This is a genomic window from Burkholderia sp. MS389, from assembly GCF_016899425.1.
Classification (GTDB): domain Bacteria; phylum Pseudomonadota; class Gammaproteobacteria; order Burkholderiales; family Burkholderiaceae; genus Burkholderia; species Burkholderia sola.
Genome location: NZ_CP045995.1, coordinates 2,082,772 through 2,107,864 on the forward strand (window position 1 = coordinate 2,082,772; position 25,093 = coordinate 2,107,864).

26 protein-coding genes are annotated in these 25,093 nt (G+C 64.3%); 11 read left to right on the forward strand and 15 right to left on the reverse strand.

Translation table 11 applies throughout. The annotated features are described in order from the left end of the window. Nucleotides 1-38 precede the first annotated feature (38 nt). The 3 genes from fnr to GJG85_RS25680 all read right to left on the reverse strand — a co-directional run bounded on the left by fnr (nucleotide 39) and on the right by GJG85_RS25680 (nucleotide 2,288). Entirely contained in the window at nucleotides 39-785 is a 747-nt protein-coding gene (gene fnr / locus GJG85_RS25670; protein ID WP_050017192.1) for a fumarate/nitrate reduction transcriptional regulator Fnr, read from the reverse strand. Between the two features lie 103 nt (nucleotides 786-888). Beyond that, complete coding sequence (locus tag GJG85_RS25675; RefSeq protein ID WP_050017191.1) at nucleotides 889-1,356, reverse strand: universal stress protein; 468 nt, start codon at nucleotides 1,354-1,356, stop codon at nucleotides 889-891. A 524-nt stretch (nucleotides 1,357-1,880) separates the two neighbouring features. Further along, nucleotides 1,881-2,288 carry a DUF3005 domain-containing protein gene (locus GJG85_RS25680; protein ID WP_050017189.1) on the reverse strand — a complete coding sequence of 136 codons (408 nt, stop codon included), beginning with the start codon at nucleotides 2,286-2,288 and terminating at the stop codon, nucleotides 1,881-1,883. A gap of 278 nt (nucleotides 2,289-2,566) precedes the next feature. Between GJG85_RS25680 and GJG85_RS25685 the strand changes: the two genes are divergently transcribed. Together GJG85_RS25685 and epsC are read left to right on the forward strand one after the other, a co-directional pair. Next, nucleotides 2,567-2,800 (forward strand): hypothetical protein, encoded by a 234-nt coding sequence (locus GJG85_RS25685; protein WP_050017188.1) that lies wholly within the window; start codon nucleotides 2,567-2,569, stop codon nucleotides 2,798-2,800. A gap of 138 nt (nucleotides 2,801-2,938) precedes the next feature. Then, on the forward strand, nucleotides 2,939-3,859 hold the full coding sequence (gene epsC, locus GJG85_RS25690; protein ID WP_050017187.1) for a serine O-acetyltransferase EpsC: 921 nt from the start codon (nucleotides 2,939-2,941) through the stop codon (nucleotides 3,857-3,859). 166 nt (nucleotides 3,860-4,025) lie between these two features. On the opposite strand, the gene GJG85_RS25695 is transcribed toward epsC, so the two are convergent. From GJG85_RS25695 to GJG85_RS25705, 3 genes are all read right to left on the reverse strand, one after another. Next, on the reverse strand, nucleotides 4,026-4,829 hold the full coding sequence (locus tag GJG85_RS25695; protein WP_050017186.1) for an SDR family oxidoreductase: 804 nt from the start codon (nucleotides 4,827-4,829) through the stop codon (nucleotides 4,026-4,028). Continuing rightward, nucleotides 4,829-5,464: a GTP cyclohydrolase I FolE gene (gene folE / locus GJG85_RS25700; RefSeq protein ID WP_050017185.1), complete on the reverse strand. Its 636-nt coding sequence runs from the start codon at nucleotides 5,462-5,464 to the stop codon at nucleotides 4,829-4,831. The genes GJG85_RS25695 and folE overlap by 1 nt, the downstream gene beginning before the upstream one ends. A gap of 96 nt (nucleotides 5,465-5,560) precedes the next feature. After that, a complete protein-coding gene (locus GJG85_RS25705; protein WP_050017184.1) occupies nucleotides 5,561-6,487 on the reverse strand; it encodes a LysR family transcriptional regulator in 927 nt (308 codons plus the stop codon). A 117-nt stretch (nucleotides 6,488-6,604) separates the two neighbouring features. Between GJG85_RS25705 and pobA the strand changes: the two genes are divergently transcribed. The 7 genes from pobA (at nucleotide 6,605) to GJG85_RS25740 (ending at nucleotide 13,573) form a co-directional block, all read left to right on the forward strand. Then, complete coding sequence (gene pobA, locus GJG85_RS25710; RefSeq protein WP_124631480.1) at nucleotides 6,605-7,837, forward strand: 4-hydroxybenzoate 3-monooxygenase; 1,233 nt, start codon at nucleotides 6,605-6,607, stop codon at nucleotides 7,835-7,837. Between the two features lie 143 nt (nucleotides 7,838-7,980). Next, nucleotides 7,981-8,697 (forward strand): 3-oxoacid CoA-transferase subunit A, encoded by a 717-nt coding sequence (locus GJG85_RS25715; protein ID WP_006480132.1) that lies wholly within the window; start codon nucleotides 7,981-7,983, stop codon nucleotides 8,695-8,697. 20 nt (nucleotides 8,698-8,717) lie between these two features. Further along, nucleotides 8,718-9,374, forward strand: coding sequence for a CoA transferase subunit B (locus GJG85_RS25720; protein WP_006482308.1), 657 nt, complete (start codon nucleotides 8,718-8,720; stop codon nucleotides 9,372-9,374). An 88-nt stretch (nucleotides 9,375-9,462) separates the two neighbouring features. Continuing rightward, complete coding sequence (locus tag GJG85_RS25725; protein ID WP_050017182.1) at nucleotides 9,463-10,836, forward strand: 3-carboxy-cis,cis-muconate cycloisomerase; 1,374 nt, start codon at nucleotides 9,463-9,465, stop codon at nucleotides 10,834-10,836. After that, entirely contained in the window at nucleotides 10,836-11,621 is a 786-nt protein-coding gene (pcaD, locus tag GJG85_RS25730) for a 3-oxoadipate enol-lactonase (RefSeq protein ID WP_050017181.1), read from the forward strand. Before GJG85_RS25725 ends, pcaD begins: the two co-directional genes overlap by 1 nt. Nucleotides 11,622-11,631: 10 nt before the next feature. After that, a complete protein-coding gene (pcaC, locus tag GJG85_RS25735; RefSeq protein WP_050017180.1) occupies nucleotides 11,632-12,018 on the forward strand; it encodes a 4-carboxymuconolactone decarboxylase in 387 nt (128 codons plus the stop codon). A gap of 196 nt (nucleotides 12,019-12,214) precedes the next feature. Then, nucleotides 12,215-13,573 (forward strand): MFS transporter, encoded by a 1,359-nt coding sequence (locus GJG85_RS25740; RefSeq protein WP_050017179.1) that lies wholly within the window; start codon nucleotides 12,215-12,217, stop codon nucleotides 13,571-13,573. A 132-nt stretch (nucleotides 13,574-13,705) separates the two neighbouring features. Here GJG85_RS25740 and GJG85_RS25745 read toward each other — a convergent pair whose 3' ends face one another. Then, entirely contained in the window at nucleotides 13,706-13,954 is a 249-nt protein-coding gene (locus GJG85_RS25745; protein ID WP_050017178.1) for a hypothetical protein, read from the reverse strand. Nucleotides 13,955-14,064: 110 nt separating this feature from the next. Continuing rightward, on the reverse strand, nucleotides 14,065-14,682 hold the full coding sequence (locus GJG85_RS25750) for a LysE family translocator (protein ID WP_050017177.1): 618 nt from the start codon (nucleotides 14,680-14,682) through the stop codon (nucleotides 14,065-14,067). A gap of 612 nt (nucleotides 14,683-15,294) precedes the next feature. Here GJG85_RS25750 and GJG85_RS25755 point away from each other — a divergent pair. After that, nucleotides 15,295-16,941 (forward strand): AAA family ATPase, encoded by a 1,647-nt coding sequence (locus tag GJG85_RS25755; RefSeq protein ID WP_239468946.1) that lies wholly within the window; start codon nucleotides 15,295-15,297, stop codon nucleotides 16,939-16,941. Between the two features lie 383 nt (nucleotides 16,942-17,324). Here GJG85_RS25755 and GJG85_RS25760 read toward each other — a convergent pair whose 3' ends face one another. Then, nucleotides 17,325-17,633, reverse strand: coding sequence for a hypothetical protein (locus GJG85_RS25760; RefSeq protein ID WP_050017173.1), 309 nt, complete (start codon nucleotides 17,631-17,633; stop codon nucleotides 17,325-17,327). A gap of 336 nt (nucleotides 17,634-17,969) precedes the next feature. On the opposite strand from GJG85_RS25760, the gene GJG85_RS25765 reads away from it, so the two are divergent. Further along, a complete protein-coding gene (locus GJG85_RS25765) occupies nucleotides 17,970-18,839 on the forward strand; it encodes an LD-carboxypeptidase (protein WP_204383975.1) in 870 nt (289 codons plus the stop codon). A 113-nt stretch (nucleotides 18,840-18,952) separates the two neighbouring features. Here GJG85_RS25765 and GJG85_RS25770 read toward each other — a convergent pair whose 3' ends face one another. The 6 genes from GJG85_RS25770 to GJG85_RS25795 form a co-directional block, all read right to left on the reverse strand. Next, the gene (locus GJG85_RS25770) at nucleotides 18,953-19,513 is read right to left on the reverse strand and encodes a RidA family protein (RefSeq protein WP_089489956.1); all 561 of its coding nucleotides are present in this window, start codon (nucleotides 19,511-19,513) and stop codon (nucleotides 18,953-18,955) included. Continuing rightward, nucleotides 19,510-20,742 carry an acyl-CoA dehydrogenase family protein gene (locus tag GJG85_RS25775; protein ID WP_204384481.1) on the reverse strand — a complete coding sequence of 411 codons (1,233 nt, stop codon included), beginning with the start codon at nucleotides 20,740-20,742 and terminating at the stop codon, nucleotides 19,510-19,512. The genes GJG85_RS25770 and GJG85_RS25775 overlap by 4 nt, the downstream gene beginning before the upstream one ends. Continuing rightward, the gene (locus GJG85_RS25780) at nucleotides 20,742-21,881 is read right to left on the reverse strand and encodes a class I SAM-dependent methyltransferase (RefSeq protein ID WP_239468947.1); all 1,140 of its coding nucleotides are present in this window, start codon (nucleotides 21,879-21,881) and stop codon (nucleotides 20,742-20,744) included. The genes GJG85_RS25775 and GJG85_RS25780 overlap by 1 nt, the downstream gene beginning before the upstream one ends. Continuing rightward, nucleotides 21,776-23,299, reverse strand: coding sequence for a class I adenylate-forming enzyme family protein (locus GJG85_RS25785; protein ID WP_200891640.1), 1,524 nt, complete (start codon nucleotides 23,297-23,299; stop codon nucleotides 21,776-21,778). The genes GJG85_RS25780 and GJG85_RS25785 overlap by 106 nt, the downstream gene beginning before the upstream one ends. After that, nucleotides 23,289-24,509 carry an MFS transporter gene (locus GJG85_RS25790; protein WP_050017169.1) on the reverse strand — a complete coding sequence of 407 codons (1,221 nt, stop codon included), beginning with the start codon at nucleotides 24,507-24,509 and terminating at the stop codon, nucleotides 23,289-23,291. Before GJG85_RS25790 ends, GJG85_RS25785 begins: the two co-directional genes overlap by 11 nt. A gap of 107 nt (nucleotides 24,510-24,616) precedes the next feature. After that, on the reverse strand, nucleotides 24,617-25,003 hold the full coding sequence (locus GJG85_RS25795; RefSeq protein ID WP_050017168.1) for an ectoine synthase: 387 nt from the start codon (nucleotides 25,001-25,003) through the stop codon (nucleotides 24,617-24,619). Nucleotides 25,004-25,093: the final 90 nt, after the last annotated feature.

Below are 25,093 nucleotides of genomic sequence, written 5' to 3' on the forward strand. Positions count from 1 at the left end.
GATGCAGGCGGCGCGCGCGAGATGCGCGCCGTGCGGCGTCAGACGTGTTGCAGGCCGTCGAAGTCGACGATCTGCACGTGGCGGCCCTGCATTTCGATCAGGCCGCGCTTCTGGAATTTCGACAGCGTGCGGCTGACCGTTTCGAGCGTCATGCCGAGATAGCTGCCGATATCCTCGCGCGTCATGCGCAGGTTGAATTCCGACGGCGAGTAGCCGCGCTTCAGGTAGCGCGACGACACGTCGAGCAGGAAAGCGGCGACGCGCTCTTCGGCATTCAGCGAGCCGAGCAGCATCGTTTGCGACGTTTCGCGCACGATCTGTTCGCTCATCAGCTTGTGCATGCGCAATTGCATCGAGCCGGCTTCCGAGCACAGCGCCTTGAGCGCGCTGTACGGGATCACGCAGACCGAGCTGTCTTCCAGCGCGACCGCGGTGCGCGGGTGCGTATCGTCGCAGATGCCGTCGAGGCCGAGCGCTTCGCCGGCGAGATGCAGGCCCGTGACCTGTTCGCGGCCGTCATGGCGCGTCGCGACGGTTTTCAGCGAACCCGAGCGCACCGCGTACAGGTTGTCGAATGCGTCGCCTTCGCGGAACAGCGCTTCGCCGCGCTTGACCGGGCGCGCCGCGCAGATGACCGACTCGAGGCGGCTGAGCGCTTCGGGCGCCAGGCCCTGCGGCATGCACAGGTGCCGCATCGCGCACGACGAGCAGTGTGCGGCCTGGCGGGGAGCCCAGCTACCGGTATGGGGCGCGGCGGCGGGGCGGGTGGCGACGGGCGTCAGCATGATCGTTTACTCCGGCATTGGATCGACGAAATCATTGTCCCACCGCAAGTTGCCGCTGTCGGGTGACAAAACGTCGCGACCGGCCGCGCGTGCCGAACGCCGCTCAGGCAGCCGGCTCGTCCGCGCTGGCGGCCGTCGGGATCAGCAGCACCGGCAGCGTCGCGTGGCGCACGCATTGTTCGGCGATGCTGCCGAGCACGAGGCGGCGGAAGCCGCGGCGGCCGTGCGTGCCGAGCACGAGCAGATCGGCGCCGAACGCTTTCGCGCCGTCGAGGATCAGCGACGACACGTCGTTGAGCGACGTCGCTTCGTTCAGCCGCGTTTCGCCTTTCACGCCGGCGGCCTGCATCAGCTTCGCGAAATCCTGCGCGAGCGCGTTGCCCTGCGCGACGAGCTGATCGCGCAGCACGGACGGATCGTAGCCGGGCACGTTGTAGTAGATCGCGGCGTTCTCGACGACGTAGAACGGCTGCAGCTCCGCGCCGTGCGATTTCGCGAGCGCCAGCGCGGCATCGAACGCATGGCGGGACGTGTCGCTGCCGTCGACGGCAACCAGAATTCGCTTGTACATAGTGTCTCCGAGTGGCGGGTTGAAACGAAGTCGGCCGGATGGCCGATCGGGGTGGGCAATACGCAACGCTGCGAGGCAGGGTAAACCAACGGTCGCGATCGTGCAGCGAGGCGCCTGCCGGGCCGTGCGACCGCGCTGTCGCTGTCTGTGCCGGCCCTGCGTGGCCATGCGCGCAACGCGTGCTGCATCGCGCGATGGGTGTCGTATGGTTCGGCTGCGTCGTCGGCGAAAACGCATGCGCGCGCATCGACCCGGCCCGGCAACCACGCCGATGCGCCGTACGTCTCGCCATTGAATCGCAATCGCGCCGTGACGCGATGACTTCGGTCAACGCATGCGCGTCGACACGATGCACGGCATGCATGATTGCGAATCCCGATGCCAATACGCGGCATCGTTCACCGCGGCATCGTGCGAGCGAGTAGCGGCCCGCGCTCCGGTCGCGCGCGGATGCACCGCCATCGATCACCGTCATCGACCGATCGCGATTCCCAATCGAACGATCGATTCAAACGCCGCGCCGGCTATCCTGGCACAACGGTCAACTCGATCACGCGCGCCGGCCGGCGGCCGTGGCCGGGCCAATACGCGCTGCCGTACATCCGGTGAACGGGACCGAACGGCGTGTCGCCTGCAGACGGCGCGTCGAAGCCTTTCTCGATCACCCTGTAGCCGGCGCGTAGCGCGAACGCCGGATGGTTGCCGTCGGGGCGACTGTCGAATCCGGCCAAACCGTCGCCGGCTTCCGGCATCGCATTGACGAGCGATGCGTTGCTGCGCGTGATCTGGTCGGGCGAGATCGGCCCGACGCCGGCGAGGCGCGACGCTTCGCGGTGCTTGCCGTCGGTGTCGACCGTGCTGTCGTGCGTGTCGTCGTTGTCGAGTTCGATGCTGCGCGGATGCGCACCCCGTGTTTGAGCGGACGATTCCATCGCGGCTCTCCTGGCGGCGACACGCTCCGGATCGAAGCAAATCCCGTTCCGGGCACGACGGGAAAAGGCGCGCGGGCGATCGCCGCGGTCGCGCGACGCGCACTGATTTGTCATGATTTATTTCAGCTAGAAGACGCGTTTTCTACAGAGTATGATTCTTTTCCTGCGAAGCGGCGACAGGGGATGAAGTCTCGCCGCCTCTGCCCGCGCCGGGGCGCCGCAGCACCCTTAAAGACGGGTAGCGAACAACAAAGCAAGGGACTAGAGGTGGCGGACTCATGCAAGCGACTACTGCCTTCACGCATCGCGGTTATCTGTTGAATTGCGCGCCCGCACGCGCCAGTGACGGTTCGTTCAAGCCCTACGTCGTGATCTCCCGATCGAGCGACGGGGAACTCGTGGCGAACCGGTTTTTTCCGATCGAGCTCCAGTTCAACGACGAAGGCGACGCGATCGCGCACGCGCGCGACTGGGCCGTGCGCTGGATCGACGCGAGCAGCATCGCGATGTGACGCCGTCGCCCGCGAGCAGCGTCGGCCGTCCGGCCGATCCCCGGGGGCGCCGCTCCCGGACAAAAAACGCGGTAATCTTGCGGAACCCGTCACTTTATTAGCGGCCGCGCAACCGCGCTCGGCTGTCTGCATTGGCCTATGTCGACATCACCCGCCCGTCAGTGGGGCCTCGAAGAAATCGTCGCCGGCTTGCGCGAGTCGCGCGAGGAACTCCATCGCACGCGCCATCCGCGCGGCATCCGCGAGCTGCCGTCGCGCGATGCAATCTGCAAGATTGTGACCGGCCTGCGCGCGTCGATGTTTCCGACGCACTACGGTGCGCCCGACCTGACCGACGAAAGCGTCGACTACTACGTCGGCCACACGCTCGAAAGCACGCTGCGCGTGTTGTCCGAGCAGATTCGCCGCGCGCTGCCGTTCCTGCCCGAGCATGTCGACACGCCGTTCGCCGAGCTCGACGAACGCGCGTTCGAGATCGCGCGCGAGTTCGGCCGGCAGTTGCCGGCGATCCGCGCGCTGCTCGTCAGCGACATCCAGGCCGCGTACGCGGGCGATCCGGCCGCGCAGCACATCACCGAGATCCTGCTGTGCTACCCCGGCGTGTTCGCGATGATGCACCATCGGCTCGCGCACGCGCTGCACCAGCTTGGCGTGCCGTTGCTCGCGCGGTTCATCAATGAAATCGCGCACTCGGCCACCGGCATCGACATTCATCCGGGCGCGCAGATCGGCCCGAGCTTCTTCATCGACCACGGCACCGGTGTCGTGATCGGCGAAACCGCGATCATCGGCGAACGCGTGCGCGTGTACCAGGCCGTCACGCTCGGCGCGAAAAGTTTCCCGGCGGATGGCGAAGGCGCGCTGGTGAAGGGCAATGCGCGGCACCCGATCGTCGAGGATGACGTGGTGATCTACGCGGGCGCGACGATTCTCGGCCGCGTGACGATCGGGCGCGGCTCGGTGATCGGCGGCAACGTGTGGCTCACGCACAGCGTGCCGCCCGGCACGAGCGTCGCGCAGGGCAAGGTTCGCGAGGGCGGGAGCGCGGAGAAGCCGTAACGTGGCGGCGGGCGAATGCGCGGGGGTGGTTCTGCACAACGCGGCGCACGACGCGTAATGGATCGGCGGCCGGCCCGCCGTCGGGCGTTATCGGGCGTGAGCGGCGCGAAGCTTGTTCGACCTGTCGCACGACGGCGGCGCGCAGCCGCCTTCGTTCATCGAAGCGTCAGTGCTTGCCGTCCGGCGAGCGGTGCTTGTACAGCACGTCCTGATCGACGCGGATCAGGTTCTGGCCCGCATCGACGACGAAATCCACGCCGTTGTATGCATTGCCCGTCAGCAACAGGATCGCGCTCGCGACGTCGTCGGGGCCCGCGATGCGCGCGAGCGGCGTCGACGCGCGGCTCGCGTGTTCGAAGTCGGCCTGCGTCTGGTCGTCGCTCGGCAGCATCAGCCCCGGGAACACCGCATTCACGCGCAACACCGGCGCGGACGACAGCGCGAGCATCTGCGTGAGGTTGCCGAGCGCGGCCTTCGCGACCGTGTAGCTGAAATGGTCGCGGTGAAAGTTTTCCTTGATCTTCTGGTCGACCACGTTCACGACGACGCCCTGCGTGCCGGCCGCGCGGGCCCGCTCGTAGAACGCGCGCGTGAGCAGGATCGGCGCGCGGCAGTTGACGGCCCACGCGTGGTCGAACGCCGCGAGATCGAAGCTCGGGAAATGGTCCTGCCAGAACACCGACGCGTTGTTGACCAGCACGTCGAGGCGCCCGAAGCGCGCATACACCTGGTCGATCAGCGCGGTGATCTGCGCGGCATCGGACAGGTCGGCCTGCAGCGCGACCGAATCGTGCCCGCGTTCGGCGATCGTTCGAGCAGCGGCCTGCGCGGCATCGGCCGAACGGTCGTAGTGCACCGCGGTGCGATAGCCGTGCGCGGCGAAATACTCGGCGAACGCGCGCCCGGCCCGGCGCGCGGCGCCGGTCACGAGCACGACCGGCGCGTGCGCCGTTTGCTTCGTCTGCTCCATCAGGTATTCGTCAGGTTGACCGAGGAAGGATTCGCGACGATCGACAGGAATTCGCGACGCGTCGACGGATCGGTGCGGAACGTACCGAGCATGCGCGACGTGACCATCTCGACGCCCGGCTTGTGCACGCCGCGCGTCGAGATGCACTGGTGCGCGGCTTCGAGGATCACGCCGACGCCCTTCGGCTGCAGCACGTCGAACAGCGTGTCGGCGATCTGCACGGTCATCTTTTCCTGGATCTGCAGGCGCTTCGCGAATGCGTCGACGAGGCGCGCGAGCTTCGAAATGCCGACGACGCGATGGTTCGGCAGATACGCGACGTGCGCGCGGCCGATGATCGGCACCATGTGATGCTCGCAGTAGCTCTCGAAGCGGATGTCCTTCAGCACGATCATTTCGTCGTAGCCGTCGACCTCGCTGAACGTGCGCGCGAGGATGTCGCGCGGCTCCAGCGCATAGCCGGCGAAGAACTGCTCGTAGGCGCGCACGACGCGTGCGGGCGTGTCGAGCAAGCCTTCGCGCGCGGGATCGTCGCCGGCCCAGCGCAACAGCACGCGGACGGCGTCTTCTGCTTCTTCACGGCTCGGCCGCGAGGCGACCGGCTCGGGCTGTGTGGTTTTCTTTCCCTTACCCATGTAGTGGCTCCATCGAAGGCCGCCTGCGGCGGCCGATATCCGGCCATTGTTTCATGCTTTCGCCGGTCGTGTGTGCGGGCCGCCGCGCCCGCTTCTTTACTTCGGCCATTCGTCCTGCTCGTCGTTGAACAGCGACGCGACGACGCCGCGCAGCCATGCGGTGCGCGGATCGTTGTGGTACTTGCGATGCCAGTGCTGTTTCAGGTCGAAGCGCGGCAGCGCGAGCGGCGGCTCGACGGGCACGATGAACGCGTGCTCGGCCGCGTACGCATAGCCGATCGCATGCGGCACCGTCGCGATCAGGTCGGTGCGGCTCAGGATGAACGGCAGACTCATGAAGTGCGGCGTTTCGAGCACCGCGCGGCGCTGCATGCGCTGCTTCGCCAGATATTTCTCGAGCACCTCCTGGCTGCGGCCTTCGGCGCGCACGACGGCGTGGCCGCACGTGAGGAACTGCTCGACCGTGAACGGCGGCGTCTGCTCGAACGGATGGCCGCGCCGCATCAGGCAGACGAACCGGTGCGTGAACAGCCGCTGCTGGAAGAAGTTGTTGCCGTCGAGATCGGGGAAGTAGCCGACCGCGAGATCGATCGACCCGGCTTCGAGGCCGCGTCCGACTTCGTCGTGCGCGAGCGAGACCGAACGCAGGTTCGCGTGCGGCGCAAGCGTCGCGAACGCCTGCAGCAGCTTCGGCAGGAACACGATCTCGCCGACGTCGGACAGCGCGATCGAGAACGTATGCGTGCTCGCGGCCGGGTCGAAGTCGTGCGGCGCGACGAGGCCGCGCTCGATCTGCGCGAGCGCGTCGCGGGCGGCCGGCAGCAGCGCGAGCGCGCGCGGCGTCGGCTCCATCCCGCGCGACGTGCGCACGAACAGCGGATCGCCGAAGTATTCGCGCAGCCGGCCGAGCGCCGTGCTCACGCGCGGCTGGCTCACGCCGAGCAGGTCGCCCGCGCGGCTGACGTTGCGCGTGTCGTCGAGTGCGACGAGGTAGGGAATCAGGTTCAGGTCGAGCGGGTCCATCGCCGGGGCCGGTATCTTCAAAACGTATACAACATATCTCCTGAATCGCGTTGCCGCATAGTCGGGAAAGCGCTCAAATGTGTTCCATTATTCGAACCAAAGTTCTGGAGACGAACAATGCGCACCCAAGTCGCGATCGTCGGCGCCGGTCCGTCCGGCCTTCTGCTTTCCCACCTGCTGCGCCTGCAAGGCGTCGATTCCATCCTCGTCGAAGCGCGCTCGCGCGAATACTGCGAGAACCGCATCCGCGCCGGTGTGCTGGAGCAGGGCACGGTCGACACGCTGAACGAAGCCGGCCTCGGCGACCGGATGCGCCGCGAAGGGCTCGAACATCACGGCATCGAGCTGCTGTTCGATGGCCAGCGCCACCGCATCGACCTGTCCGAACTGACCGGCGGGCGCGCGATCACCGTCTACAGCCAGCATGAAGTCGTGCGCGACCTGATCGCGGCCGGCGTCGAGCACGGCCATCAGATGCACTTCGAAGTGAGCGACGTCGCGCTGCACGACGTCGAAAGCGAGCACCCGTTCGTCACGTTCAAGCACGCGGACGGCCGCGCGGACCGCATCGACTGCGATTACATCGCCGGCTGCGACGGCTTCCACGGCATCGCACGCCAGACGATTCCCGCCGAGCGGCTGAACACGTTCGAGCGCGTCTACCCGTTCGCGTGGCTCGGCATCCTCGCTGACGCGGCGCCGTCGCTCGACGAGCTCGTGTATGCGCATCACGACAACGGTTTCGCGTTGTTCTCGATGCGCTCGCCGACGGTCACGCGCCTGTACCTGCAGTGCAAGCCGGATGAAGACCTCGCCGAATGGTCCGACGCGCGGATCTGGGACGAACTGCACACGCGTTTCTCGAACGACACCGGCTGGACGCCGACCGAGGGCCGGATCACGCAGAAGAGCGTGACGCCGATGCGCAGCTTCGTGTCGGAGACGATGCAGCACGGCCGCCTGTTCCTCGCCGGCGACGCCGCGCACATCGTGCCGCCGACCGGCGCGAAGGGGATGAACCTCGCGGTGGCCGACGTCCGCGCGCTGTCGCGCGCGCTCGGCGCGCGCTACCGGACGGGCGACGCGACGCCGCTCGAGCGCTATTCGGCGACCTGCCTCGAACGCGTGTGGCGCGCCGAGCACTTTTCTTACTTCATGACGAACATGCTGCATGCGTCGCCGGACGACTCCCCGTTCGTCAATCGCCTGAAGTTTGCCGAGCTGAAATACGTGACGCGTTCGCGGGCCGCCGCGCAGTCGCTCGCCGAAAACTACGTCGGCTTGCCGTTCGACGACGCGACGCCCCCCGAGCGAACCCGCCTTGACAACGCGCTGTGCGCGACTCTATGATCGGCCATCGTTCGCTAATCGAATCAAGGTTCGAATAGCGAACAAAAGCCGAGGGTCGACGAAGGCCTCCGGCGCGGCACGCGGCACGCGCGTGTCCTCTCGACAGGCCGCGCACGAGCCGCGGGTTCGCATCAGGAAGAGACATGGTCAACAAGATTTTCGAATCGCTTCAGTCGGCGGTTGCCGACGTCCACGATGGCGCGACAATCATGATCGGCGGCTTCGGCACGGCCGGCATGCCGTCCGAGCTGATCGACGCGCTGATCGAACAGGGCGCGCGCGACCTGACGATCGTCAACAACAACGCGGGCAACGGCGAGACGGGTCTCGCGGCGCTGCTGAAGGCGAAGCAGGTGCGCAAGATCATCTGCTCGTTCCCGCGCCAGAGCGACTCGCAGGTGTTCGACGCGCTGTACCGTGCGGGCGAGATCGAGCTGGAGCTCGTGCCGCAGGGCAACCTCGCGGAGCGCATCCGCGCGGCGGGCGCCGGCATCGGCGGCTTCTTCACGCCGACGGGCTACGGCACCAAGCTTGCGGAAGGCAAGGAAACGCGCGTGATCGACGGCAAGCCGTACGTGTTCGAGACGCCGATCCACGCCGATTTCGCGCTCGTGAAGGCGTACAAGGGCGATCGCTGGGGCAACCTCGTGTATCGCAAGACCGCGCGCAACTTCGGGCCGATCATGGCCAGCGCGGCGAAGGTCGCGATCGTCCAGGTGTCGGAAGTCGTGCCGCTCGGCGGGCTGAACCCGGAACACATCGTGACGCCGGGCATTTTCGTGCAGCGGATCGTCGAGGTGCCGCAGGCCGCGCACGCGGCCGAGCTGGCCGCCGAACACGCTGCATCGCAAGCCGCCTGACCGCCTGGAGGAAAACCGACATGAAACGACTGACCCGCGATGAAATGGCCAAGCGCGTCGCCCAGGACATCCCCGAAGGCGCGTACGTGAACCTCGGCATCGGCGTGCCGACGCTGGTGGCGAACCACCTTGACCCGAGCAAGGAGATCTTCCTGCACAGCGAGAACGGCCTGCTCGGCATGGGCCCGGCGCCCGCGCCCGGCGAGGAAGACGACGAGCTGATCAACGCCGGCAAGCAGCACGTGACGCTGCTCACCGGCGGCGCGTATTTCCACCACTCGGATTCGTTCGCGATGATGCGCGGCGGCCACCTCGACTACTGCGTGCTCGGCGCGTTCCAGGTATCGGCGAACGGCGACCTCGCGAACTGGCATACGGGTGCGCCCGATGCGATTCCGGCCGTCGGCGGCGCGATGGACCTCGCGATCGGCGCGAAGCAGGTGTTCGTGATGATGGAGCACCTGACGAAGCAGGGCGAGAGCAAGATCGTCGCGCAGTGCTCGTATCCGGTCACCGGCGTGCAATGCGTGAGCCGTATCTATACGGATCTCGCCGTGCTCGACGTGACGGCCGATGGCCTCGCGGTGAGCGAGATCTTCACCGACCTGTCGTTCGACGAGTTGCAGAAGCTGACCGGCGTGCCGCTGATCGACGCGACGCAGAAGGCAGCCGCCTGAACGGCAAGCGTGCCGGTGCGCGCTTTCGTGCGCACGCCGGCACGCTTGGGTAGACAATAGGCGCACGCCGTTTCCCCATTCCGATGCCATGCTCGAAGACAGCGCCCGCCTGACCTCCCTGATCTGCGGCACCGAGCCGCTCAACCGGATCTGGTCGCCTCGCGCGACGATCCAGCGGATGCTCGACGTCGAGGCCGCGCTCGCGCGCGCGCTCGCCGCGCAGCGAGTGATTCCCGCCACCGCGGTCGCGCCGATCGAACGCGCGTGCGACGCCGGCCGGCTCGACGCCGATGCGCTCGCGCACGGCGCGGCGCTCGGCGGCAATCTCGCGATTCCGCTCGTCAAGCAACTCACCGCGCAAGTGAAGGCCGACGACCCCGAGGCCGCGAAGTTCGTGCACTGGGGCGCGACGAGCCAGGACATCATCGATACCGCGACCGTGCTGCAGTTGCGCGACACGCTCGACGTGCTCGAATCGCTGCTCGACGAAGCCTGCGCGTCGCTCGCGGCGCTCGCGCGCACGCACCGCGCGACGCCGATGATCGGCCGCACGTGGCTGCAGCAGGCGCTGCCGATCACGCTCGGCCTCAAATTCGCCCAATGGCTCGATGCGCTGCTGCGCCATCGCGCGCGCTTCGTCGAGTTGCGCGAGCGCGCGCTCGTGCTGCAGTTCGGCGGCGCGGCCGGCACGCTCGCGAGCCTGCGCGAGCATGCGGCCGGCGTGAGCGCCGCGCTCGCGGCCGACCTGAAGCTCGCGTTGCCGGCCGTGCCGTGGCATACGCAGCGTGACCGCATCGCGGAAGCCGCGTCGTGCTTCGGGATGCTGACCGGCACGCTCGGCAAGATCGCACGCGACGTGTCGTTGCAGATGCAGACCGAAGTGGGCGAGCTCGGCGAACCGGCGGCCGCCGGCAAGGGCGGCTCGTCGACGATGCCGCACAAGCGCAACCCGGTCGGCTGCGCGGCCGTGCTGACGGCCGCCGTGCGTGCGCCGAACTTCGTCGCGACCGTGTTCGCGGGGATGGTGCAGGAGCACGAGCGCGCCCTCGGCGGCTGGCAGGCCGAATGGGATGCGCTGCCCGATCTCGCGCGCCTGACGGGCGGCGCGCTCGCGCAGATCGCGCAGATCGTCGCGGGCCTCGACGTCAATACCGACCGCCTCGCCGCGAACCTCGACCTGACGCACGGGCTGATCCTCGGCGAAGCCGTGATGCTCGCACTCGGCGACAAGATCGGCCGGCTCGATGCGCACCACGTCGTCGAGCATGCGTCGAAGGAAGCCGTGCGCACCGGGGCGACGCTGTTCGACGTGCTCGCCGCCGATGCGACCGTGTCGGCCCACCTGTCGCGCGACGCGCTCGCGCGGCTGCTCGATCCCGCCCTTTACGTCGGCGAGGCACAGGCCTACGTCGACGCCGTGCTCGCGCTGCACGCGGGCGCGAAACAACCAGGAGAACATTGATGCCTTTCGCCACTGTCAACGGCGTGAAACTGCATTACCGGATCGACCGTGCCGCACGCGACGACGCGCCGTGGCTCGTCTTCTCGAACTCGCTCGGCGCCGACCTGCAGATGTGGGCGCCGCAGATTCGCCCGCTCACGCAGCACTTCAATATCCTGCGCTACGACACGCGCGGCCACGGCCATTCCGACGCGCCGGCCGGTTCGTACACGATCGAACAGCTGGCCGGCGACGTGATCGGCCTGCTCGACCACGTCGGCATCGACTGCGCGCATTTCTGCGGGATCTCGATGGGTGGATTGACGGGCGCCGCGCTCGCCGCGCGCTACCCGTCGCGCATCGTGCGCGCGGTGCTGTCGAATACCTCGGCCAAGATCGGCTCGCCGGAAGTGTGGGCGCCGCGTGCGCAGAAGGCGCGCGCAGAAGGGATGGCCGCGCTCGCCGACGCCGTGCTGCCGCGCTGGTTCACCGACGCATTCGTCGACCGCGAGCCGCGCCTGTTCGACGCGATCCGCGACACCTTCGTGCATACCGACAAGGACGGCTACGCGGCGAACTGCGACGCGCTGAACGCGGCCGACCTGCGCGAGGAAGTGAAGGGCATCGCACTGCCGGTGCTTGTCGTGACCGGCGCGAAGGACATGTCGACGCCGCCCGATCAGGGCCGCGCGCTCGCCGCCGCGATTCCCGGTGCGCTGCACGTCGAATTCGACGCCGCGCACATTTCGAACATCGAGTGCACCGACGGTTTCAACCGCGCGCTGCTCGATTTCCTGACTGCGTGAGGCACCGGCGATGGACGACCAGGAACGTTATGAAGCAGGGATGAAGGTGCGTCGCGCGGTGCTTGGCGACGCGCACGTCGACCGTTCGCTCGAGAATCGTACCGAAGTGACGGAGGAATTTCAGAACCTGATCACGCGCTATGCGTGGGGCGAGATCTGGACACGCGACGGCCTGCCGCGCCATACGCGCAGCCTGCTGACCATCGCGATGATGGTCGCGCTGAACCGCGGCGAGGAGCTGGCGCTGCACCTGCGCGCCGCGCGCAACAACGGCGTGACGCGCGACGAGATCAAGGAAGTGCTGCTGCAGACCGCGATCTATTGCGGCGTGCCGGCCGCGAATTCCGCGTTCCATCTCGCGGACAAGATCTTCAAGGAACAAGATGGGGCCGGTTAAGTGCTGGCGGTAATCTGATCGATTGGCCCGCCGAGGTTGGCGGGCCGTCGTCGATGAAGAACGCGCCGGCAGCGAATCGGTGCGTGAACGAAGGAAAGGCGCGGCCACGAGGCCGCGCTTGTTGCATCTATATCAATGTTGGATGCGACCGGATCGAGCGCTGACGCGCCCACGCCGGCCGACAAGGAGACAAGCGATGAATCGCACACCCGTGGTCGATGTCCAGACCTTCATCAACGAGCAGCCGTTCGGCGGCTTTCAATGGCTCGTATTCCTCATGTGTTTCGTGATCGTGCTGCTCGACGGCTTCGATACGGCCGCGATCGGCTTCATCGCGCCGTCGCTGCTCGGCGAATGGAACCTCACGAAGCCCGATCTCGCGCCGGTGCTCAGCGCCGCGCTGTTCGGCCTGGCGTGCGGCGCGCTCGTGTCGGGCCCGCTGTCCGACCGGCTCGGCCGCCGCTCGCTGCTGCTCGGTTCAGTGTTCCTGTTCGGGGTCGCATGCCTGATGTCCGCGTTCTCGAACACGATCGGACACCTGACGATCCTGCGCTTCATCACCGGCGTCGGGCTCGGCGCAGCGATGCCGAACGCGGTCACGATGATGGGCGAGTTCTGCCCGGACAAGCGCCGCGCGACCGTGATCAACCTGATGTTCTGCGGCTTTCCGCTCGGCGCCGCGTTCGGCGGTTTCCTGGCCGCATGGATGATTCCGCATTTCGGCTGGCGCAGCGTGCTGATGCTCGGCGGCGTGACGCCGCTGCTGCTCGGCGTGCTGTTGCTGCTGAAGATGCCGGAATCGGTGCGCTTCATGGTCGCGAGCGGCCGGTCCATCGACAAGATCCGCGCCACGCTCGCACGGATCTCGCGCGACGCGCTGAACGCCGGCTCGTTCGTGCTGACCGAAGCCGCGCCGCAGACCGGCGGCAAGGGCCTCGGCGTCGTGCTGTCGCGCTCGTACCTCGTCGGCTCGGTGATGCTGTGGCTCGCATACTTCATGGGCCTCGTGATCTTCTACGCGTCGATCAACTGGATGCCGATTCTGCTGAAGGATGCGGGCCTGACGCCGAAGAGCGCGACGCTGATCTCCGCGCTGTTCCCGCTCGGCGGCGTGGGTGCGGTGCTGTGCGGCGTGCTGATGGACCGCTTCAACGCGAACCGCGTGATCGCCGTGTGCTACGCGCTGACGGCTGTGAGCGTATATGCGATCGGGCAGGCGGCCGGCAACGTCGGGTTGCTGGTGCTGGTCGTGTTCGTGGCCGGCGTGCTGATGAATACCGCGCAATCGTCGATGCCGGCGCTGGCCGCCGCGTTCTATCCGACCGAAGGGCGCGGCACGGGTGTCGCATGGATGCTCGGCGTCGGTCGTTTCGGCGGGATCGCGGGGTCGTTCCTCGTCGCCGAACTGACGCGCCGGCACTTCTCGTTCGCGGGCGTGTTCGCGACGATTGCCGTCGCGGGCGTGCTGGCCTGCGCTGCGCTACTGATCAAGCAGATGGCGCGGCCGCATGGCGTCGCGCAGCCGGCAGGCAAGATCGAGTCGCTCGGGCATTGAGCGGCGTACGGGCCGGTGCGGTGCGCCGGCCCAGTGCATGACGGATTCGGGTCGGTTGCAAGCCAATCGACCGACGCACGACAGCAGACCGGGCCGCCTTCGCGGCCCGTCGGCATTCCGGCCGTCGCACCGTTACTCCTCCGCGTCGTGTTCCTTGACGAAGTTGCGCAGATACGCGCGCAACGCGGCTTCCCGGCTGCGATGATCGTCGTGGTTCGCGGCGCCCATTTCCTCCTCGTCGCCGAACAGCGTCGGCGGCGCGCAGTAAGTGCCGACTTCGATGTTCTCGCGCAGCACGCGGATGTCGTGCGTGAGCGGGTGATACTCGGCGATCCAGTGCATGCCCTCGATGTGCTCGCCCGCTCTCAGCATTGGCTTCATCAGCAATCTCCATGCAGAGCAGCGGTGCAACCGCCGAAGCGGTCGCACGCGCCCGTACCGAAAGGGTACGCCTGCCGCACGCGAAGCTCAACGGGCGCGCTGGTGAGCGCTTACTGCGGCAGCAGATGGGCGACGAGCGGGTACAGCGACAGGATCAGCAGCACAGCCATCGTCACGTTGAAGATGCGCAGCGCGCGGGGATTCGACAGGAAGCGCCGCAGGCCGAGGCCGAACGCGGCCCACAGGCAGATGCACGGGAAGCCGATCAGGATGAACACGACGGACATCCATGCGGCGTTCATCCCGTAGTCGGCGGACAGCTGGACCGTCGTCGCGGCGGTCAGCACCATCATCCACGCTTTCGGATTGACCCACTGGAACGCGGCGGCTTCGATGAACGTCATCGGCCGCGGCTTGGCGCCGTGTGCCTTCACTTCGCCCGACGTGCCGATGCGCCAGGCGAGGTACAGCAGATAGGCGACGCTCGCGGCTTCGAGGATCGTGTACAGCAGCGGCAGGCGCTTGAACGCCTCGCCGAGGCCGAAGCCGACGCAGAGCATCAGGATCGCGACGCCGATGCTGATGCCGAACAGGTGCGGCATCGTGCGGCGGAAACCGAAGTTGACGCCGGACGCGAGCAGCATCGTGTTGTTCGGGCCGGGCGTGATCGACGTGACGAGCGCGAACAGCATGCCGGCCGGCAGCGCGCTGACGGTGAGGAATTCCATCGCGGATTCTCCATTTGTGTTCGAGGCTGGGATGGAGTCAGTGTAGCGACGGTTTTCTGTACAGTACCGGTACAGTTTGCTTGGCGGATGCCGGTACGGGGAGGGAGGGCGCTAGGGTGACGTGCTCAACACGTGTTGTTTCTCAAAAAAGATGTCCGCAGTCTCAATATATTGTCTTTGAATAAAAGACGGCAACCTATGTGTTGCGGATGAGATTAGACTCGCTCCGCAGGAACTCGCGGGTCAATATTTGGTGGGATGGGATTTTGACGCAATATTAGATCGACACCCGGAGCAGCTGCGCCAGCACCTTACGTAGTTGCAACACAACGCAGCACGGGGTGCAGAATCTGCAAGTACAATTGTGAATTCTCGAACTTACTTCGTCGACTTTCTCGCATTCCCATGCTGATTTCGAGCCTAACAATGCCGCCCGAAGCCTTCGCGCATCTCGGACTGCAAAAAATACATATGACACGCTTAGGTCGATTTGTCGCGATCGCAGGCAAGAACGGCGCAGGGAAGTCTAGACTACTTCGCGGCTTGGAATCGGTCGTGTCAGCGCGTACAGCCGAGCGCCTCGGAGACCCTCAGGGATGTCTTCGAGATGCGATGTCCTGGCAAGCGAATATTGATGCGAAGCCTCAAGCAGAGCACGTTCCCGCTTGGCAGGCGCAGGTAGATGTTCACACTTTTGCATATGCTGCGTGCACGGAATTTGTCCAATCACCAGAAGCGGAGGCGTTTCGCCTCCTGAATTTTGTACCAAAAGTACTGGAACTGGATGATCCTCGAAAGAAGGCTTTCGGCGATATTGCGACGCGATCGAAAGATGCAACTAGCATTGGACACCGTGAGTTTCATACCACTGCACTGTTCTACATTCAGAATCTCATTAGCGAGTACCATGATGTAACTCACCAGCACTTCGGTGGAAGCGAAGATGAGAAGCTTAGAATCGAAGCGAGGCATGCTTCCTTTCAGGAACTCATCACACATATGCTTGGTGAGCCGATCCGTCGACAAGTAGGCACCGGCTATCCGATGATATTTGGGCTTCTTCTGGGAGACGCGCAACTCTCAGATGGCCAGAAGGTCATGCTGCAGCTATGTGTTGCCCTTCACTCGCAGGAGCAGAACCTCGAACGAACCGTCTTGGTCTTCGACGAGCCGGAGAACCACTTGCATCCGTCAGCCGTGGTTGACGTCGTGAAAGCTGTGTATGAAAGAACGACGACGACGCAGATTTGGGTTGCCACACATTCCGTCCCGTTGCTGGCGTATATGTCGCGGATTGATCCCATGTGTCTCTGGTACATGGAGAAGGGGGCGATCTCTCATGCTGGAAAAAATCCCGAAATCGTTCTAGGAAGCCTACTCGGTGGCGAAGACGGAATATCCGAACTTCGGGCATTCACTAACCTGCCAGTAGAACTTGCGTCAGTCCGCTACGCTAGCGAAAGCTTGCTCCCTCCACAAGTGATCGCTGGAGGAGAGGGTGACCCTCAGGTCACACAAATTCAAAGACAACTTGCACTCCTGAAGCGCGACTTGGCGTTGCCGATCTTGGACTTTGGAGCTGGCCGAGGAAGGCTGCTGGAGGGGCTGGCAGCGCTGATTGAGGACGCGAGTGGCGTGGTTCGTGACACCCTTGACTACTATGCGTTCGATGAGTACAGAGACAGTCACGATGACTGCGCTGCGGTCATATCGGAGCATTTTGGAACGGATGAGCGTCTGTTCCATAAGCAAGACGACTTTTTCGCCGTAAAGGACAAAGGTAGCATATCAGTTGTTGTGTTGACCAACGTTCTTCATGAAATACCGCCGAGAGTGTGGGTGGGCCTTTTTGGTGCAGGGTCACTGATTTACGAGAGCCTCGCCGACGATGGCTATGTTCTCATCGTAGAGGACGAACGGATTCCGATTGGCGAAAAAGCGCACGAGAATGGGTTCCTTGTTTTGGACACGGTGCATCTAAAGACCATGTTTGGCGCTACAGAGAAAGATATTTCTGAGAAGCAATTCGTCGCCGACGACGCACGCGGAGACGGAAGACTCAAGGCGCATCTGATTTCCAAAATCTTGCTTTCCAATGTATCGACCGTGGGCGTCAAGAAGGCGATCGAGGAGTTGCGCAATACTGCGAAGCGGGAAATCAAGAGTCTCAGGTCTAAGGATCCAACGTACAAGAACGGTCAGCTCCATGGATTCTGGACGCAGCAGTTCGCGAATGCAGCGTTGACGTTGGACGAATAGAGACGGCTTCCATCTGTTACGCGCGGTCGCTTTGCGTAGGGTATAGGTAGGACCGGATGGTGGCCATGCATTTGCTCGTAATGGCCTTCCTGAGTGTGTTCGGCTACAAGCGCCAGCAATGCAAAGCGGAGGCGTTTGCCTATGCGGCGTCCATGGTTCAAAACCCTGCGTGCTGGTCAATCGTGAGCTGGCTGCCACGGCACGACCTGGCTACGACCAAGGCAGTCCGTCAAATGGTAGAGAACATTGCGCCGTACTTGCCGGCCGGTTCCACCGTCAATCTAGTCGGATTCCGATGATCGTCATTAACGCGGGCCGCGGATGTCGGCGTCCGGACTGAAATGCAACAGACAGGTGGTGTGTTTTGCCACAGACACCTGCGTTCATCGCGGCATCATTCCGGTTCGTGACGGCTTGCTCGAGATCAAGGCGAAGCGCTCCAGGTTGTAAGCGATGTCTACGAGGTGCAACGCAAAAATAAAAGATGCCGGGCACGATCCGACCGCGGCGGTGCGCCACGCCAGCGGCACCGTGCCGTCCCGCCGGAAGCTGGCAAGGGTAATGGCGGCCCAGGCCAACAGGGGGATGATGCCCACGTTCTCCACGGCCCGGATGAAGAGCGAGAGTCGCCCGCGGGTCTGAGCGACAACATCGATGACGTAGCACTCGGTTTCGGTTGTGTGATGAGTCAACCTTGTTCCGTTCGTGTCTTGGGTCTTCCATCCTCAGCATCATGGGGCCGCCACGAAATTGCGGCGAACTGGCTGAATGAAATGAGCAGCTTGCTCGATGTCGGAGGACGAAATTCCCAAAGACAGCTCTTCCGAGAATTTTGTGGCCCAAGGACATCTTTTCTGAGACGACTCCGGTCGGCTTGTCTCACAAAAGTTGTCCAAGTCATTAATTTATATAGGGTGCAAAAAACACCCTTTCTGCGAGCCCGCAAGTGTGTCGCCTCGCCGGTGTGAGCGGCTCGCGGGTGGTATCAGCTATATTCAGCGGATTCTTATCCTCACGGTATCCGTTCAATGGAATCAACACGCAAGACAGTGTGCGTCGTCGCGCCCGCAGGTGTGCCCGATCCGCAAGGAATAGCGCGCGGCATCGCGCTCGTCGAAAGCTGGGGCTTCAAGGTCACGACGGGCGCGCATCTCGGCAATCGGTACCGCTATTTTGCCGGTACCGCCGAGGAGCGCGCGGACGACCTGCGGCGCGCCTTGATGGATCCGTCAATCGATATCGTCTGGCTCGCGCGAGGGGGATTCGGTTGCGCGCATCTGCTCGAGCGCCTGCCCGACGAGATCGCGACGCCGAAGACGATCGTCGGTTTTTCCGACGCGACGTCGCTATTCTGCGCGCTTGCAGACCGGCCCGGCGTGCGCTTGTTGCATGGTCCGACATTCCACAGCCTGGCGACCAAGGTCGACGACGCGACGCGTGCCGACATGCGCGCCGTGCTGACCGGTGGCAAACGCGCACCGCTGAGCCTGCGGCATGTGTCCGGCGCCCCTGATGCGGTGCGGGGACGTCTGTGCGGCGGCAACGTGACGGTGCTCGCGAGCGTCGCGGGTACACGCTGGTCGCTTCGCTCACGCGATGCGATCGTACTGCTGGAAGACGTGACGGAATTCGGCTACCGGCTCGACCGCAGCCTGACGCAACTGCGTCTGAGCGGCGCGTTCGACGGGGCCCGCGCGTTCGTGCTCGGGCAGTTCACGCGCTGCCCGATCCCGGATGGCGCGGATTTCACGCTCGAGCAGATGCTTGTCGACGTGCTGGGCGGCTTCGGCCTGCCGATCTACTCGGGTCTGCCGATCGGACATGAACACCGCAACATCACTTGGCAATACGGCAACCAGGCTGCCATCGAGAACGGCGCGATCCGGTTCGTCGCGTAGCGTCGAATCTAGAAGGACGGGAACGCGCGTCCGCAGTCCCAATCTGTTGTCTTTGAATTGATGATGAAAACGCCTCGAAATAATCTGCTTTAACCGCCGCAATTTTTGGAGTTTTACGTCTGCCCCTTACCCCTCGCCGTACCCCTCCCTCCGCCGGAATCCCGCCAGACGAACGCAACCAGATCCACTTCGACCGCAGCGTATCGAGGCAGCCGGAATGCACTGAGTGACGTTCTTGCGTGCACGCCCGCTTCGCCGAACACGGAATGCACCACCTCCGACGCGCCATCGGCGACGGCACTGTGTTCTTCGAATTCAGGATCGCTTTGCATATAGACGCCGAGGCGCGGAACGGCCCGGACCCGCTCGAGGGTGCCGAGCGACCGTTGTAACAGCGCGATGCAGCGAGCGGCACAGATCATCGCGCCGCGCCGACCGCTGTCCACCGACACGTCCGATCCGATCAAACCGCGAACGGCGATTTCGCCGTTGAGCTTCGGAATTTGTCCACTGACGAAGATCTGGTTGTCACAGCGCACGAGCGGCGCGTACCGCCCGGCCGCACCAAAATCCTCGTCCACGGCGAGTCCCAGCGCATCGGCAATGCCGCGGAATATCGCGTCCCGGTTCATGTCGATCGTCTCCGTTTCGTCGTCCGGCATCGCGGTATTCATTGATACACCGGCGGAGACTCGCGGGACGTGTCCGTCGAATGCGCGATCGCGTGGCCGCCATACGCAACAGCCGCCGCGTCCCAGCCGACGTCGATGTGCGCCGCCATGACCTGCAGGTCGCGCCAGTGACGTTGTGCAGGATGGGCGTCGAATGCCACGGCGGTGCCCATGCTGCCGATCAGTCGCCGGATCGCGTCGACGCAAAGCTGTGCGATGAACGCGCGATCACGCCTGATGCGGACCGTCTCGGCAGGCGACACCGCGCGTCGCGCGATGCCGGCCGTGTGCAAGGTGCGGACCAGCGCGTCGTAGAGACGACCGGCGCAGGCGAGCTCCGCGTCGCTTTTCGCGATGTGCCCGCAAAGCACCGCGTCGCCGCTTCTACCGCGGCTGCGGAGCGTATCGATGCAGTGCCGGTATGCGCCCTGTGCGCAGCCCAGAATCGGTCCGATGATCCACGTCGTGCTGTACGGGATGAGCGGCACGTCGTACAGATACGCGTCGGGATGCAGGTCGGCGCCGGCGGGATGCGGGCCAAAATAGTTCGAACGAGCGAACACCCACTCGTCCGACACGTACAGCTTGTCGAATGCAATATCCCTGGAGCCTGTCGCGCGCATGCCGGACACGTGCCACGTGTCGAGCACACGGACGTCTTCGCGTCGAACCACGACCTTGAAGATCTCCTGGGCCTCCGGTGCGTCCGTCCCGCCGAGTCGTGCCGAGACGATTACCCAGGTTGCGTGATCGATGCCCGAGCTGTAGCGCCAGATGCCGTTCAACCGGAATCCGCTGCCGTCCCTGACGAACGTGCCGTTCTGAACCGTGGCCGTCGCGAACAGCTGTCGCGGCCCGTTCGCGAAGATGATGTCCTGACAGGCGGCGGGCAGGCGCGCCGCAGTCGTCACATGTCCGCCGACGACACTCAACATCCAGGCCGTGGACGCGCATGCGGTGGCCGCGAGCCGGGCAGCTTCGACGAGTGTCGGGAAGTCCTGCTGCAATCCGCCGTAGCGGCGCGGCGTCAGCAGGTGGAGGAGCCCGGTATCGTGCAGTTCGGCCATGGTCTCGGGCGACAGGCGCGCGAGCTGATCGGCCGCCTGTGCGCGAGCCTGCCAGTGCGGGAGCAGTTGTTCGATGCGTCGTCCGATCTGCGTGCGCTCGAGTTCGAGCCCGTCCACGCATGACCGGATCGTATCCATTGACGGGAGGTCATCATGCAGCTGCATCACGTCGCGTCTCCTCGCGGCCCGGCTACTCTGCGCGGTACGGGGTGCTCGAAGCAGAACACGGGCTCGATGCAGGGTTCGCCGAGCAGCGAGACGAATGCCTCGATCGATCGTGCGTCGTTGGAGGCGACGAACTCGTGAAAATTCGTCCCGTTCCAGAGCAGATAGACATGTTCGAATTGCTCGTGAATCGACGCGACGAGCGTATCGAACGTCACCTGCCCGTTTTGCATCTGCGACAGCATCTGGTTGCGCTTCCAGTCGATTTCCTCGCGGCTGAAGTAATGGCGCTTGTGCAGTTCGTCCTTGACGCGTTCGCGCTTGTCATACTCGTCGAGCGAATCGCAGTTGAGCTTCTCGAGGAAGAAGATCAATCCGTTCGGTTTGAGCAGGCGCGCGACGTGACGAATCTGGTCCGCGCGATCCACGCCATAGAACTGAAATGCGGCAGTCTCGTAGATGTAGTCGAACGTGCCGGAGAAGCGGTCGAGGCGCGCATGTTCGCGGAACAGCCGAGGGGTGACGTGGGCGAATGCCTGCGGGTGGAACGCCGAGAAGTCGTGATTGGCGAACCGGTTGAACGTCGTTTCGTTGGCCGGATTGGGCGAGTTCGTGAACGTGCGGATCAGGCCGTTCGATCGTTTTGCCAGCGTTCTGCCGTTGGTGCCGTCGAAGGCATCGACCTCGTAAAACTCGAAGTGCTGATCCGCGTGCTGCCTGCGACGTTCGGAATACCGCGTGAGCGCGACGCCGACGCGCGACATTTCCTCCAGTATGGCTGGCACGCTGGCAAGGAAATGCGTGAACAGCGGCCCGGCTTCGGCGACCATCAGGTCGTGATAGGCAAGCACGTCCGGATCGCGCAGCAAATGGCGGATGCGGCTCGCGACCGATTGCTTCGGCACCTGCGTCGCGCCCGTCGCCAGGCTGTGAAAATAACTTGCCATCCGGATCATCGGCGCGCTTTCCAGGTACTGCTCCGCGCCGTCCTCGATTCCGCTTGACGTCATGGTTGACCTCTTTGCATGTGGTATCAGTTCAAACCCTGGGCGGACGCCTTGCCGCCGAACGTTCTTGGCAGCGCTCGCAGAAAGTCGATGCTTGCCGGAACCGCAGCGGAATCCAGATGGCGGCGACAATGATCGAGCAGTTCGATTGCATTGGCCGCAGATGTCGCAGCCGGAACGACATAGGCTTTGGGGACGTGTGCGCCGTCGGATCGGGAAACCGGTACGACGAGCGCCTCCGCAACTGATTCGTGGTCGAGCAATACCCGCTCGACGGCGCGCGGATTCACCGGCACGCCGTCTCGATCGAACAGGTCGCCTTTCCTGCATTGAAAGAACAGGAATCCTTCCTCGTCCATCGCGAACAGATCACCGGTCATGAACACGCGCGATTCACCGAAACATCCTTTGCGAATGACGCGGGCGGTATCGCTTTCGCGCTCCCAGTATTTCTCCATCAGCAGATCGCCGGCTACCGCCAGTTCACCGACCTGCCAGGGCTGGACCACGAGCGCATCGTCGTTGCCGACGAGGTAGGTCCTGATGCCCGGAATGGCTTTGCCGACTGAGCCGATACGTCTATCGAGTTCGGCGGGCGGCAGGTAGGCGATGCGTTTGCACTCGGTCGAACCGTAGTTGCAGTAGATCAGGACAGCCGGTAGCGCACGCCTGAGCAGGCGAATGTACTTGCCGGGCAACGCCTGTCCACTGGTCGAGACATACCGCAGCGATTGCAGTCTCGAGGCAGGCAGGTCGCCCGATTCGCACAGACGGAAAAGCGCCGGCGGAAAGACGTGCAGGCCGGTTACGCCGTGTCGCTCAATGATGTCGACGATGGCGGCGCCCGACGCGGGCAACGCCGTCTCGACCACGGCACGGCCCCCGAACAGCAGCGGCATGACCGTGTTGTAGAAGCCGTAGTCCGAACTCAAGCCCGGGGAGAAACTGAGCACGATGTCGCGTTCGCTATTGGCGAGATAGCCGGAGACGGAGCGGAATGCGGCAATCATGTTCCGGTGCGTGACGAGCACGCCCTTCGAATCGCCGGTCGAGCCGGATGTGTAGAAGATCGTTGCGGCGTCATCCACGGAGGGATTGACCGCTTCGGATGCGCCGTCGGTCGCGAAGCAGACGACATAGTCCGACAGGTCGCCGCGGGTCGCGTCGATTGTGACCGCGCGATGACGGGACGCGATGCGCGGCGAGGTCGATCGCGATGCCACGAGCGCGCTGGCGCCGCAATCCGCGATCTGCTGCTCCAGTTCGGCGGTGTCGATGGTGTGCCTGATGCATGCCAGGATGCATCCCGCCTTCAGGATGCCGAATGCAGCCGCCACCGCATGCACGGACATCTCCGAATAGAGCGCGACGCGCGCGCCGGCGGGAATGCCGAGACGGCGAAGCGTATCGGCTATCGTCGACATCACGTCCAGCAATTCGCCGTAGGTTGCCGAACGTCCGTCGACCGCCAGCGCGATTTTGTCTCGCCGGCTGCTCGCGCTGCGCTCGAAGTATGTCGGGAGTCGTTCGATCATGGCATCAGCCTTCATGCGAGGACGCCGAGGCCGACGAGGGGCTGTGGTCTTTTCGAATGCGGGGCGCGAGCGAGACCAGCAACCCGAGGCAACCCATGCACACGGACAGCACCATGATCACCGTGTCTGGTCCGAAACGCGTCGAGAACACGCCTACCGCGACGCCCGCGAGCGGCTGTGTCATGTTGTTGAGGAGGATGACGACGCCCGTCGTCTTGCCGTAGTCACGCGCGGGGATGATCTTCTGCCGCGTGCTCCGGATGTACACGTTGAACATCTTGTCGAACCCGACGATCAGCAGGAAGCCGAAAACGTATCCCGCAATTCCCGGGCTGGCTGCCGCGATAACGCCGCCGACACAGATCGAACCGAAGCCGACGAGGCCGAGGATGCGCCGCGGGACATGCAACCTCGCCGTCATCAGCAGAATCGCGATCGTCACGCACGCGCCTGCCGTTTGCAGTCCTGCGTAATAGCGTCCGCTTTCGTGATGAAAGCCGGTGACCATCGCGGCGGATGTCGCGAGCGTGACGCCGATCACGAGGTTCTCCGCGGCAGCCAGCATGATGACGGACTTGAGGCCCGGGAGATGGACGACGTGAGACAAGGCCGTCCTGATCGGCTTGAACCAGGTGCCGTGCGTGCCTTCCGGCATCACGAATTCGAACGCGCTGGCCTTTTGCCAATAGGCGAGCGCGACGTCGGCCGTGACGAACAGCACGGCGGCGGCCGCGACGACGAATTCCCAGCGCCACCAGGACAGCAGGATCGCCGCGAGCATGGGGCCGAGCACCAGGCCAAGCTGGTCGGCCAATTGCGAATACGACAGCACTTTTTCGAAGCGATGGCTGCTGAATATCTGCGGCAGCATCACCTCGCGCGCAACGATGCCCTGACTCGTCAGCATGCCGCACAACGCGGACAGCGCGATCAGCCATCCGATGCCGCCGACGAGGTCGTAGGCGGCGACGCCCGCGACGCATACCGCCGCGCGGAGAATCTGACTGACGCGCATCAGCTTCGTGGGCGAATACCGGTCGCAAAGCGCGCCTAGAAACGGGAAGCACAGGTATCTCGGCAGTGTTTCGAGCGAAAACGCGATGCCCGACCAGGACACGCGTCCTGTCATCTGAAAGATGACCAGCGGCACGAGAAACAACAGAATCTGGTCGGCGAGGCGGGCAAGGAAAAGCGAATGGAAAAAGGCTTGATGCTGGGCGCGCACGAACGGTCACCTTTCTTTTGCGCGGAGCACGCGATGCATGCGCGCTCCTGCGGACGTTGCCGGGAGGGCTGCTACCCCGGGGCCTCCCGGAATGAGCGTATCGAGCCTTAGTAAGCGGATGCTTCTGCAGACGCCAGGTTATGCCGTTCGTGTCCCTTGAGCGGGGGATTGAAGACGCTGACAAGCACTAGATCCCCGTCTTTGCCGCCGCGCAGGTAATGCTGGTCGTGCTGATCGAGCACGTAGAGGGTGCCCGGGCGGATCGGAAAGACGTTCCCGTTCATGTCCTCGACCTCGCCTTCGCCCGCAATGCAATAACAGGCTTCGAGATGGTTGCGGTATTGCAGTAGCGATTCCGTACCCGCACGCACCACCGTATGGCACACGCCGTATCCCATGCCGTCCTTTTCCGTCAACAAGCGATGGCTTGTGCCGGATCCCCATTCGACAAGCAGTCCATCTTTTTCGACATCTCTCAGGTTCCTGACGAACATATTCGCACTCCTTTCTTTTATGTAAGAAATTATTGTCCTGCTCTCGGTGGAAGCGAAGCCACGAAAAAGCAAGCCAGTGCCCGTAACAGG